The 13698-nt window shown below is 73.9% G+C and carries 3 protein-coding genes; 2 read left to right on the forward strand and 1 reads right to left on the reverse strand.

The genetic code is table 11. The features are described 5' to 3' along the window. Positions 1 to 107 precede the first annotated feature (107 nt). Positions 108 to 2891 carry an AAA family ATPase gene (locus tag OG379_RS31315; protein ID WP_405666372.1) on the reverse strand — a complete coding sequence of 928 codons (2784 nt, stop codon included), beginning with the start codon at positions 2889 to 2891 and terminating at the stop codon, positions 108 to 110. Positions 2892 to 3497: 606 nt separating this feature from the next. On the opposite strand from OG379_RS31315, the gene OG379_RS31320 reads away from it, so the two are divergent. Together OG379_RS31320 and OG379_RS31325 are read left to right on the forward strand one after the other, a co-directional pair. Continuing rightward, the gene (locus OG379_RS31320) at positions 3498 to 8927 is read left to right on the forward strand and encodes a type I polyketide synthase (RefSeq protein ID WP_405666374.1); all 5430 of its coding nucleotides are present in this window, start codon (positions 3498 to 3500) and stop codon (positions 8925 to 8927) included. Continuing rightward, positions 8924 to 13678 (forward strand): type I polyketide synthase, encoded by a 4755-nt coding sequence (locus OG379_RS31325; RefSeq protein WP_405666376.1) that lies wholly within the window; start codon positions 8924 to 8926, stop codon positions 13676 to 13678. The genes OG379_RS31320 and OG379_RS31325 overlap by 4 nt, the downstream gene beginning before the upstream one ends. The last annotated feature ends 20 nt before the right edge of the window (positions 13679 to 13698 follow it).

Consider the following 13698-nt stretch of genomic DNA (forward strand, 5'->3'; position numbering starts at 1 on the left):
GCGCCCGTCCTTGTCCTTGTCCGGGCGGGCCCGGTCGGCAGAACGGCCCCCTCCGGAGCCCGTGGGGACTCGTGGAGGGGGCCGTGCGGTGCGGAGAGCTACGGAGGTCAGCCCGCCGAGGAGTGGCTGGTCGCCCAGCGGTCGGACAGTTTCGGGATGCGGTGCTCCAGCATCTTCGGCGGCAGTTCGGACCGGCTGGCCACGTGCAACTTGCGGTAGACCCTGGTGAGATGCTGTTCCACCGTGCTGATCGTGACGTGCAGCCGGCCACTGATCTCGCGGTTGGTGTACCCCAGCGCGGCGAGGCCCGCGACCCGGCACTCCGCGTCGCTCAGGATGGCCGAGCCCTCCGCCTCGGACCCCTCGGACTGGCCGGGATCCTCCAGCAGATGCGCGTCGACCGGTGAGTCGACGCTGCACGCCTCCGCCTCAAGGGCCGCCTGGCGGGCGACCAGCCGGGCACGGGCGTACTCGCCCAGTTCGTAGTGCGCCGCGGACAGATCGGCGTAGGCCTGGGAGAGGGTGTGCTGGTCGCCGCAGAGCTTGAGCAGGTCGATCGCCTCCCGCAGCAGCGAGGCCCGGCGGTGCGGCTTGCTCGTGGCGGCCAGCATCCGTAACGCCATCGCCCGCGCGCGGGAACTGTGACCGCCGGGCAACCGCAGCTGCTCCTCGGCGCACTCCCGGGCGGTACGGGCCTTGCCGATCCGGAGATTGGCCAGGGCCAGGTCGGACCGCCAGGGAATGCCCTTCTGCAGGCTGGAGTTCCCCTGCCGCATCAGGCTGCTGCACGTCTCGAAGTCGTTGAGCGCGGCGAACGGCCGGTCGGTGACGAGGTAGTGGTGCCCCCGGGCCCGCAGGTACTGGATGCCGAAGACGGTGCGGAACATCGGCTCGGGGACGTCCCGTCTGAGCACCCGCTCGGCCTCGTCGTAGGCGCCCATGGCGGTGTGGGCGAAGACCGCCGTCGACAGCGGGAGCCCGGCCAGGACTCCCCAGCTTCCGTCGTGCAGGCTGCTCAGCGCCCTGTCGGCGCCCTCGGCCGCGGTCGTCATGTCTCCGCGGAGCAGCGCGATCTCCGCCCGTACGCTGCCGAGCAGCGCCTGCCACGTGGTCGCACGGCGCTCGACCGCGGACTCCAGCAGCGCGTCGCAGGCTTCGGCGGCGACCGCGGGCCGGTCGGCGTGGGCGATCGCGAGGAGCGCCATCGCCACCAGTTCCAGGTTGAGGTGGTCGAGTTTGCGGCCCTGCAGCGCCTGGGCCACGGCCGCGGCGGAGTCGTCCGTCGCGACACCGCCGACCAGGACCGCCACCTGCGCGGCAAGCCCGCCGTACCGGTCGGCGGGAGTCCGCCGGCGCGGGTCGCCACCGGTGCCCCGCGGGCTCCTTGCGGGCAGCGCGACGCCGTAGAACCACTGGCGTACGAACTCGACCTCGAGGAGGATCTGCGCGTCACGGGGGGAGTGCGCGGGCACCAGTGTGGCCACGGTCTCGGCGGCCAGTTCGGTGTCGCCCTGCCACAGCATGTGCCGCAGGACGGTGGTGGTGTCGCGCATGTTCAGCTCGCCGTCCAGCGCGGGCCGGCGCAGCGGCTCCAGGTGGGCGCCCGCGGCTGCGGGGTTCACCCGCCACTCCGCTCGGGCGAGGGCGGCCGACAGGGCGTTGCGCTCCTGTGGGTCGGTGCAGTCGCGCAGCATCAGATTCAGGTAACCGCAGCACAGTTCCACGTCGTCCGCGGCCAGGGCCTGTTCCGCGGCGGCGCGCAGCACGCCAGGACCCCACGGCTGCGGGACCCGGTCGGCGGCGCGCAGGTGCCGGGCCACGTCGCCCACCGGCGCGCCGCTGCGGTACAGCAGGTCGGCGATGCGTGCGTGCAGTGTGGTGCGCGCGGTGGCGTCCATGTCCTCCAGCACCGCGGTCGCCGCGGCCGGCAGCCGGAAGACGTGACCGTCGAGCAGCCCCGCGGAGTCGAGGGCCTCGACGGCCTCCTCGACACCGGCGGGCGTGGTGTCGGCCAACTCCCCCAGGACGTAGGCGGAAGCCGGTGCGCCGAGGGCGGCGAGCGCCCGGATCACCCGTATGTGGCGTGGTTCGCCGCGGTGCACGAGCGACAGCACCGCCTGGCGGTAGGCGGTGCTGGCGATGGGCCGGTCCATGTCGCGGCCGAGCCGGGTGCTGTCGTCCAGCAGGGCGTGCACCAGCAGGGGGTTGCCCGCCGTGGCCCGGTGGAAGGTGCGGCCCACCCCGGCGGCCCGGGCGACTGCCGACTGGGCGGTGATCAGTTCGCCGACGCCCTGCTCCGACAGGGGGCCGAGCCGGGCCCGGCGGTGCGGTCGGCGGATCAGTCCGGCGTGGGAGGCGGAGTGTCCGGTGCCCGGGTGGCCGGATGTGGTGCACACCACGAGGACGGGCCGGAAGCGGCTCCTGTCGAGCAGGTGGACGACGGCGCCCAGCGAGGCCTCGTCCATGAGATGGGCGTCGTCGACGGCCACCACCAGGGGGCGTTCACCGTCCGCGAGCCGCAGCAGTGCCTCCGTCGTCGCGTTGTCCGGATCGCCGAATTCCATGTCGGCCCGGCGCTCGGAACTCCGGGGGAGAGGCTCCGTGTGTCTGCCCCCCGGACGAGCGGGGTCCGGCGGAACGGGCAGTACTTCACCGTTGCGCAGCAATTGCCGCAACAGGCTCATCGGCCGGGCACGCTCGGCCGGGTGTGCCGTGCCCTGGAGTATGTGTGCACCCGAGCGGCCCGCAGCCACCAGGAATTCGTGCAGAAGCTGGGTCTTCCCGGAACCCGGACCACCCGTGACTATCACGAACCGGCCGGATCTTCGAGTGCTTTCGGTTAACGCTTCGTTAAGTATGTGTAATTCTTTGGAGCGGTCGTAAAGGCGCAAGGTGTTCCCCCTGTGTCCAGTTAACGCCCGTGGATTTCGCGCCCGTCTGGGGTGAAGTGCTGTTGCGCGGGATCGGTCCGAATCCCCGTTTAACCTGCATTTTTTCTGTTCGAGGGCTGTTACCGCAGCGCTGAGGAGGCAGCCCTTGGTATGAGCACAGTAAGAATGAAGGACAGTCATTTGTGGCGCGATTTGATCGGCTCGGCAAGTTTTTCCGGAGGGAGGAAAAAGGCTAATCGATCAAACAAACAGCGAGGTTATAGGCCCTTGTCAACGTTGTCAACCAGGCCTTTCCGGAAGTTACTTCTCACTCACGATGCCAGTCCGAGGCGACTTTCCGCGGTCAGTTGATTTACCGGGAAGTAAAGAAAGGAAGCGGGCCGCCGCACACGCGACTCGGGCACGTATCCGCGCCGCGCTGCCCGTTCGGGCACATCGTACGACCGCCCGCGTACCGGCCCACGGCCCCTGGGGGCCGTAGGGGTATCAAGCGCACCCGCCCCCTACCTAGCCTCCGTCAACGGAGGGGGAAGCGGACCGGGATCCCGTCCGGAGACAGTCCGCAGGACCGAGGCCCACTTTCGATCCCGATCGGATGGCGCGCTGGTGAACAACGAAGAGCAGCTGCTCGACTACCTCAGGCGGACGACCGCGGATCTGCGGGAGGCGCGACGCCGGCTGCGCGAGAACGAACAACGCGCACACGGCCCGGTGGCCATCGTCGGCATCGGCTGCCGCTACCCGGGCGGTGTCACCTCGCCCGACGACCTGTGGAACCTTGTGGCGACGGGGGCCGACGCCGTGTCGGAGTTCCCCGTCGACCGCGGCTGGGACGTGGACGCCCTGTACGACCCCGACCCGGACCGGGCCGGCACGACCTACGCGCGCACCGGTGGCTTCCTGCACGACGCCGCCGACTTCGACTACGACTTCTTCGGCATCAGCCCCCGTGAGGCCCTTGCCATGGACCCGCAGCAACGCCTGCTGCTGGAGACCTCCTTCGAGGCGTTCGAGCGGGCCGGCATCGTCCCGGCCTCCCTGCGCGGGAGCCGCACCGGCGTGTTCGCCGGCGTGATGTACAACGACTACGCCACCCGGCTCGACACCGTCCCCGACGACCTCGACGGCTACCTCGCCAACGGCAGTGCCGCGAGCATCGCCTCCGGGCGCATCGCCTACACGTTCGGCCTGGAGGGCCCGGTCGTCACCGTCGACACCGCCTGCTCCTCCTCATTGGTCGCCCTGCACTGGGCGGTGCGCGCCCTGCAGGCCGGCGAGTGCTCCCTCGCGCTGGCGGGCGGGGTCACCGTGATGTCCACCCCGGAGACGTTCGTCGACTTCAGCAGGCAGCGCGGGCTCGCCCCCGACGGCCGCTGCAAGGCCTTCTCCACCGCCGCCGACGGCACGGGCTGGGGCGAGGGCGCCGGCATGCTGCTCGTGGAACGCCTGGCCGACGCGCGGCGCAACGGCCACCCCGTGCTCGCCGTGGTGCGTGGCAGCGCCGTCAACTCCGACGGCGCCAGCAGTCGGCTGACCGCACCCAACGGCCCCTCCCAGCAACGGGTCATCCGTCAGGCGCTGGCCGGCGCGGGTCTCACCGCCGCCGACGTCGACGTGGTGGAGGCACACGGCACAGGGACCTCGCTCGGCGACCCGATCGAAGCACAGGCGCTGCTGGCGACGTACGGCCGCGAACACCCCGCCGACCGGCCGCTGCTGCTGGGCTCCGTCAAATCCAACCTCGGCCACACCCAGGCCGCCGCGGGCGTCGCCGGGGTCGTCAAGATGGTCCTGGCCATGCGCCACGGCGAGGTGCCGCCCACCCTCCACGTCGACGCCCCCACGGACCAGGTCGACTGGGACGCGGGAGCCGTCGAACTCGCCCTGGAGCGAAGCCCCTGGCCCGACACCGGCGGCCCGCGCCGCGCGGCCGTCTCCTCCTTCGGCATCAGCGGCACCAACGCCCACGTGGTGCTGGAGCAGGCCCCCCTCGGAGAGGAAGCGGCCGCCCCCGACGCGGAGGCGACACCGGCCGCCACATCGGCGGAACCCCGTGCCGCCACACCCGTGCCCTGGATCGTCACCGGCCGCAGCCCCGAGGCCCTCGCCGGTCAGATCGCCCGCCTGCGCGAGCACCTCACCGGACGCGAGGACGCCGCTCCGGCGGACGTGGCGCTCTCACTGGCCACCACCCGCACCCACTTCGAGTACCGCGCCGTCGCCGTCGGCAGCGAGTCCGGCGCATTGCTGGACGCCCTGGCCGCCGCGCCCCCGCTCACCCCGGCCGGCGGCAGAACGGCCTACCTGTTCACCGGGCAGGGTGCCCAGCGCCCCGGTATGGGCCGCGAACTGCGCCGCGCCTACCCGGTCTACGCCGAGACGTTCGACGCGGTGTGCGCCCTCGCCGACCCCCGTCTGGAGCGTCCGCTCGCCGAGGTGATCGACGGCGACCCCGCGCTGCTGACCCGCACCGACTACGCGCAGATCGCGATCTTCGCCACCGAGGTGGCCATGTACCGGCTGCTGGAGTCGTGGGGCGCGGTGCCGGACTACCTGGCAGGCCACTCCGTCGGCGAACTGGCCGCCGCCCACGTCGCCGGAGTGCTCTCCCTGCCGGACGCGGTCTCCCTCGTCCTCGCCCGTGGCGGCCTGATGGCGGCGCTCCCGGCCGGCGGTGCCATGGCCGCGTTGCGGACGTCCGAGGAGGAGGTCGCCCCGTACCTCGACGAGCGGGTCGGCCTCGCCGCCGTCAACGGCCCCCGTTCCGTGGTGGTCTCGGGAACCGAGGAGGCCGTCGACGCACTCGCCGCCCGCTTCGGAGGCGGCAAGCGGCTCAAGGTCTCCCACGCCTTCCACTCGCCGATGATGGACCCGATGCTGGAAGCCTTCGCCGAGGCCGCCTCCCGGTGCGCCTACGAGGAGCCCCGGATCCCGGTGGTCTCCGCCCTCACCGGCGCCCTCGCCGCCCCCGGCGAGCTCACCACCCCCGGCCACTGGGTGGACCATGTCCGCCGTCCCGTCCGGTTCGCTCCCGCCCTCGCCGCCCTGCACGGCCTGGGCGTACGGGCGTTCCTCGAAGTCGGCCCGGACGCGGCGCTCACCGCCCTGGCCGCCGAGTGCCTCCCCCCGGACAGCGTCTGCCTGCCCGTCATGCGCCGTGACGGCGACGAGCCGCACGACTTCGTCACCTCCGTTGCCCGGCTGCACGCCGCCGGCGGAACCGTCGACTGGGAGGCGTTCCACGCACCGCACCACGCACGGCGCACGGACCTGCCCACCTACGCCTTCCGGCGGACCCGCCTGTGGCTGGAAGCCGCCGCGGGGGGCACCGGCGACGCCGACGGACTCGGACAGCAGACCACCGGCCATCCGCTGCTGACCGCCGCGACCGAACTGCCCGACACCCAGGGCGCGGTCCTCACGGGACGGCTGTCGCTGTCCTCCCACCCCTGGCTCGGCGACCACGCCGTCCACGGCACCGTCCTGCTGCCCGGCACCGCCTTCGTCGAGATGGCCCTGCGGGCCGCGGCGGAGACCGGCTGCGACACCGTCGGGGAACTCACCCTGCACGCCCCCCTCACGCTGCCCGGACAAGGCTCCGTGGCCGTGCAGGTCGCCGTCGACGCGGAACGGGACGGACGTCGTGAACTGATCGTCTGGTCGCGCCGCACCGACACCCCCGGCACCCCGTGGACCCGCAACGCCGGTGGCGTCCTCACCACCGTGCCCTCCGACGGTGAACCACCCGCCGACCCCGCGGCCTGGCCGCCCCCCGGTGCGGAACCCGTGGACCTGGAAGGGCTCTACGACCGGCTGGCCCGCACCGGATACGGCTACGGCGAGGTCTTCCAGGGCCTGCGCGCCATGTGGCGCCGGGGCGAGGAACTGTACGCCGAAGCCGCCCTGCCGGAGGGGGCACGCACCACCGCCGGCGCCTTCGGCCTCCACCCGGCCCTGCTGGACGCCGCCCTGCACGTCAACCTGCTGGACCTGCCCGGCGGACAGGCCGTGCTGCCGTTCGCCTGGAGCGGCGTCACGCTGCACCGGGCCGGCACCGACCGCCTGCGTCTGCGCCTGTCCCCGGAGAGCAACGACGCCGTACGCCTCGACCTGGCCGACGGCGACGGCGCACCCGTCGCCACTGTCCGGGGCCTCGTGGCCCGCCCCGTCACGGCCGAGCAGCTCACCGCGGACGCGGACGACCCCCTGTACCGGGTCGACCTCGTCCCGGCCCCCGGCGCGGCGCGACCGGCCCCGTCCGACCTGGCCGTGTGCGGTGCCGACGCCGGCCTCGACGCACCCCGGTACCGTGACCTCGCCGCGCTGGCGGACGGGGGCGACGTGCCCGGCACGGTCGTCCTGGCCGTACCCGCCGACCCCGACGCCGGCGCCGGCCTGCCGGATCGGGCACGTGACCTGGTGGGCGCCACCCTGGACACCCTGCGGCTCTGGCTCGACGACGAACGCTTCACCGGCCGCCGGCTCGCCGTACTGCTGCGTGGCGACCACCTCACGCACACCCCGCTGTTCGGCCTGGTGCGCGCCGCGGCGGCCGAGAACCCCGGCCGCTTCCTGCTGATCGGCACCGACGGCAGCGCCGCCCCGAGCGCGGCACTCGCCACGGCGCTGGCCTCCGACGAGCCGGAGACCGCGGTCCGCGACGGCGAGGTACGCGTGCCGCGCCTGGCCCGAGCCAAGCCCGGCAGCCCCCACGTCTGGGACCCGGACGGCACGGTCCTCGTCACCGGCGGCACCGGCGGCCTGGGCGCCCTGATCGCCCGTCATCTGGTCACCGAGCACGGCGTACGGCGTCTGCTGCTGGCCGGCAGGCGCGGCGCGGACGCCCCGGGCGCGGCCGGCCTCCGGGCCGAACTCGCCGCGCTCGGCGCCGAGGTCACCCTCGCCCGCTGCGACGTCGCCGACCGCGCCGACCTCGCCGCACTGCTCGGCCGGCACCCGGTCCGCGCCGTGGTGCACGCCGCCGGCGTCGTCGACAACGGCGTCCTGGCCACCCTCGACGCGGATCGGGTCGAGCGGGTCCTGCGGCCCAAGGTGGACGCTGCCTGGCACCTGCACGACCTGACCCGGGAGTCGGACCTGTCCGCGTTCGTCCTGCTGTCCTCCACCGCGGGTCTGCTCGTCGGCGGCGGCCAGGCGAACTACGCAGCCGCCAACACCTTCCTCGACGGCCTCGCCGCCCACCGCCGCTCCCTCGGGCTGCCCGCCGTCTCCCTGGCCTACGGCCTGTGGGCATCGGGCGGAGGCATGAGCGCCGGCATCGAAGCGGCCGACCTGGAGCGGCTGCGCCGTCTCGGCCTGCCGCCCCTGGCCCCCGCCCAGGGACTGCGCATGTTCGACGCCGCCCTCGGCGCCGAGGACGCCCTCGTGGTCCCCGTCCGGGTGGACGGCGCCGCCGTACGGGCCCGGCCCGACGGCGTCCCCGCCCTCCTGCGCGGACTCGTCCGCCCCGCGGCCCGCAAGGCAGGCGCCGGGACCGCCGAGGGCACGTCGTCCGCCTCCTGGCGCGAGCGGCTCGCCGGCCTGCCCGACGGTGAACGCGACCGCGCCCTGCTCGATCTGGTCCGCACCCATGTCGCGGGCGTGCTCGGGCACCCCTCACCGCAGTCGGTGGACCCCGGACGCGCCTTCCAGGAGATGGGCTTCGACTCGCTCGCCGCCGTCGAACTGCGCAACCTCCTCGCGGGCGCGACCGGCCTCACCCTCCCGGCGACGCTGGTCTTCGACCAGCCCTCGCCCCGCACGCTCGCCGCCCACCTCAAGACCGAACTGGTCCCGGGACCGGCCGACCTCGCCCGGACCGCCCTGGCCGACGTGGACCGGCTCGAGGCCGTGCTGCTCGGCCTGCCCGACGAGGAGGGCAGCCACACCCGCGTCACCGCACGCCTCGAAGCCCTCCTCCGCGGCTGGCAGGACGCCCGTGGCGGCGCCGCCGCGCCCGCGCCGGCGCAGGACTTCGGCGAGGCCAGCGACGCGGAACTCTTCGCGACGATCGACAACGAACTGGGAGCCCTGTGATGGAAGACCCGGCAACGGCCGACAAGCTCCGCGACTACCTGAAGCGGGCCACGACCGAGCTGGAGCGCAGCCGGCGCCGCGTGAGGGAACTGGAGGAGCAGGACCACGAGCCAGTCGCCATCATCGGTATGGGCTGCCGCTACCCCGGAGGTATACGCACCCCCGAGGACCTGTGGCGCATCGTCGACGAAGGCATCGACGTCGTCTCCGACTTCCCCACCGACCGCGGCTGGGACGTCGACGCCCTCTACGACCCCGAGCCCGGGGCCCCCGGCAAGACCTACGTGCGCCACGGCGGATTCCTCTACGACGCCGCCGAGTGCGACCCCGCCTTCTTCGGCATCAGCCCCAAGGACGCGCCCGGCACGGACCCCCAGCAGCGCATGCTGCTGGAGGTCACCTGGGAGGCCTTCGAGCGGGCCGGCATCGACCCCACGGCCGTGAAGGGCACCCAGACCGGTGTCTTCGTCGGGCTGATGCACCACGACTACCTCGGCGGCACCATCTCCGGCAGCATCGTCTCCGGCCGGATCGCCTACACCCTCGGACTCGAGGGCCCGGCGGTCACCATGGACACCGCCTGCTCCTCCTCCCTGGTCGCCCTCCACTCGGCGATCCAGTCACTGCGCAGGGGGGAGTGCTCCCTCGCGCTGGCGGGCGGCGCCGCCGTAATGGCCAGCCCCGAGATGTTCGTCGAGTTCAGCGAGCGCCGCGCCCTGTCGCCGGACGGCCGTTGCCACTCCTTCTCCGACGACGCCGCCGGCGCCGCCTGGGCCGAGGGCGCGGGCATGCTCCTCGTCGAGCGGCTGTCGGACGCCCGCCGCAACGGCCACAAGGTGCTCGCGGTCGTCCGCGGCAGCGCCGTCAACCAGGACGGTGCCTCCAACGGGCTGACCGCGCCCAGCGGACCGGCCCAGGTCCGCGTCATCCAGCAGGCGCTCGCCGACGCCCAACTGGCGCCGCACCACATCGACGCGGTGGAGGCCCACGGCACCGGCACCACGCTCGGCGACCCCATCGAGGCCCAGGCCGTCATCGCCGCCTACGGGCAGGACCGCCCCGAGGGTCTGCCCCTGTGGCTGGGCTCCATCAAGTCCAACATGGGCCATGCCCAGGCCGCCGCCGGAGTCGGCGCCGTCATCAAGATGGTCATGGCGATGCGCCACGGCATCCTTCCCAGGACCCTCCACGTCGGCACCCCCAGCACCGCCGTCGACTGGAGCGCGGGCGACGTCGAACTGCTCACCGAGCCCCGCCCCTGGGGCGGCGACGGCAGGCCGCGCCGGGCCGGCATCTCGTCCTTCGGTATCTCCGGCACCAACGCGCACACCGTCCTGGAGGAGGCCCCGCCCACCGGGACCGACGGGAGCATCCCCCACCGCACCGAGCTGCCCGTCGTGCCGTGGCTGCTCTCCGGCAAGGGCGCCGACGCCGTACAGCGCCAGGCGGAACGGCTGCTGGCGGCCGCCGGCGACCTCGACCCGTACGACGTCGGCTACTCGCTGGCCACCACCCGCTCCCTGTTCACCCACCGCGCCGCCGTCACGGGACGCGACCGGGACGAGCTGCTGACCGCCCTGCGTGAGGTCGCCGACGGCACCCGCACGCCCGTCGTGGCCCCCGAACCCGGCCGCCTCGCCGTCCTCTTCTCCGGACAGGGTTCGCAGCGCCCCGGCATGGGTCGCACCCTGCACGCCGCCTTCCCGGTGTTCGCCGCGGCCTTCGACGACATCTGCGCCGCCTTCGACGAGCATCTCGACCGGCCGCTGCGCGACGTCATGTTCGACGAGGACGCCGACGGCGCCGACGCGCCGCTGCACCGCACCGTGTACACCCAGGCGGCGCTGTTCACCTTCGAGACCGCTCTCTACCGGCTGCTGGAGCACTGGGACGTCCGCCCCGACCTGCTCGCCGGACACTCCATCGGCGAGATCGTCGCCGCCCACGTCGCCGGCGTACTGGACCTGAAGGACGCGGTCACCCTGGTCGCCGCACGGGGCCGCCTCATGCAGGACCTGCCGGCCGGCGGCGCGATGGTGTCCCTGCGCGCCACCGAGGCCGAGGTCGTCGCGCTCCTCACCGACGGTGTCGACATCGCCGCCGTCAACGGCGCGCGCTCCGTCGTGGTCTCGGGCGACGAGGAGGCCGTCCTCGCCGTCGCGGCCCAGGCCGAGAAGAGCACCCGGCTGAAGGTGTCGCACGCCTTCCACTCGCACCGCATGGACCCCATGCTCGAGCCCTTCCGCGAGGTACTGGCCGGCCTCACCTTCCACGAGCCCGCGCTCCCGGTCGTCTCCAACGTCACCGGACGGATCGCCGACGACCTGGCCGACGCCGACTACTGGGTACGGCACGTCCGCGAGGCCGTCCGCTTCCACGACGGGGCCACCACGCTCGCCGCCGAGGGCGCCACCCGCTTCCTGGAGATCGGCCCCGACTCGGTGCTCAGCACCATGGCGCAGGACGTGGTCCCCGACACCATCGGCACCCAGCGGCGCGACCGTGCCGAGGACACGGCCCTCGTCGACGCCCTCTGCCGTCTCCACCTCACCGGCACCGGCCCCGACTGGCCGACGGTGTTCACCGGCGGCCGCACCGTCGACCTGCCCACCTACCCGTTCCGCCGGGACCGGCACTGGGAGGACGCCCCCATCCTGCAGGCCGAGAGGCAGGCCGGCTCCGGCGGCGACGCCGGCGACCCGTTCTGGGACCTGGTACGCGAACAGGACGTGAGTGCCGTCGCCGCCACCCTCGGTCTCGACGACGAGAGCTCCGTCGCCGCCGTGGTGCCCGCACTCGCCACCTGGCACGGCCGGCGACAGGCGCACGCCGCGGCGGACGGGCTTCGCTACCGCGTCACCTGGGAACCGCTGGCACCTCCCGCCACCCCGGCCCTCGGTGGGGCCTGGCTGGCCGTCGTCCCCGCCTCCACCGCCGAGGACCCGTGGACCCGCGCGGTGACAGAAGGCCTGGCCGGCCACGGGCTGGACGTCGAGATCCTCACCGTGCCGGACAGCGCCGACCGCGCCGCACTGGCCGACGCGCTCACCGGCCGGAACCCGGCCGACGGCATCCTGTACCTGCCCGCCCCGGCGACGCCGCCGGACGCCCTCGCCGCACTCGTCCAGGCACTCGGGGACACCGGCGCCGACGCCCCGCTGTGGTGCGCCACCCGGGACGCCGTCGCACACGGAGCCGGCGCCGCCGTCACCGGCTTCGCCCAGGCCGCACTGTGGGGCCTCGGGCGGGTCGCCGCCCTGGAGCACCCCGACCGGTGGGGCGGCCTCGTCGACCTGCCCGCCGAGGCCGGTCCGCAGGCGGTGGCGCGCCTGGCCGCGCTGCTCGGTGACGCCGGCGGCGAGGACCAGGTCGTGATCCGCGAATCCGGCGCCCACGGACGCCGGCTGGAGCACGCCCCGGCCCGCGCGGGCGCCCCCTGGAAGCCGTCCGGCACCGTGCTGGTGACCGGCGCCACCGGCGCGGTCGGCGCGGTCGTGGCCCGCCGGCTCGCGGCCGAGGGAGCCGAGCACCTGCTGCTCACCTCTCGCCGGGGTCCCGACGCACCCGGCGCCGCCGACCTGGTCCGCGAACTCACCGCCACCGGTACCGGCGTCACCCTGACCGCCTGCGACACCGGCGACCGCTCCGCACTGGCCGGCCTGCTGGACTCCGTACCGGCGCAGCACCCCCTGACGGCCGTCGTGCACCTGGCCGGTGCCCTCGACGACGGCGTCCTGGACGCCCTGGACGCCGACCGGTTCGCCCGCGTCCTCGGTCCCAAGGCGGACGCCGCCCGTCACCTGCACGAACTGACCCGTGATCACGACCTGTCGGCGTTCGTGCTGTTCTCCTCCCTGACCGCCACCGTCGGCGGCGCCGGCCAGGCCAACTACGCCGCCGCCAACGCCTACCTGGACGCCCTCGCCGAGCACCGTCACGCGGCGGGACTGCCCGCCACCTCCGTGGCCTGGGGCCCCTGGGGCGGCGACGGCATGGCGGCGCACGGCACGGTGCGCGCCTCGGCCAGGGCGATGGGCATGTCCCTGCTCGACCCGGACACCGCCCTCACCGCGCTGCGCCGCGCCCTGGACGGCGGCGACACCACCGTCACCGTCGCCGACGTCGACTGGTCGGTGTTCGCCCCCGCGTTCACCTCGACCCGCCCCAGCCCGCTGCTGTCCGCCCTGCCCGAGGCACGGAGCACCACGAGCGGTCCGGACGGCGTGAACGCGGCCGACGGCTTCGCCGAGAAGCTCGCGGGACTCACAGGAGGGGAACGCGAGCGTGCCCTGCACGACCTGGTCTGCGGCCAGGCGGCCACCGTCCTCGGATACGGCGACGCCGGCGCCGTCGAACCGACCACCGCGTTCCGCGACCTCGGTTTCGACTCGCTCACCTCGGTCGACCTGCGCAACCGGATCAGTGGCGCCGCCGGAGTGCCGCTGCCGGCCACGCTCATCTTCGACTACGCCACACCCGCCGCCCTCGCCAAGTACCTGGGCACCGAACTCGCCGGCGCGGACACCTCCGTGGACGCCGTGGTCGCCGAGCTCGAACGGGTCGCCGCCCGGCTCGGCGACCTCACCGCCGAGGATCTGGAGCAGAGCAGGGTCACCACCCGGCTGCAGACCCTGCTCAACGACCTGGACAAGACCCTCGGCCAGGATGCGGCAGCCGTCACCGGCCGGCTGGAAGAGGCCTCCGCCGACGACGTCTTCGCGTTCATCGACAAAGAACTCGGCTCGGCGTGACCCGGCACTCCCACGGCATC

It is taken from the genome of Streptomyces sp. NBC_01166 (genome assembly GCF_045039765.1).
GTDB lineage: Bacteria > Actinomycetota > Actinomycetes > Streptomycetales > Streptomycetaceae > Streptomyces.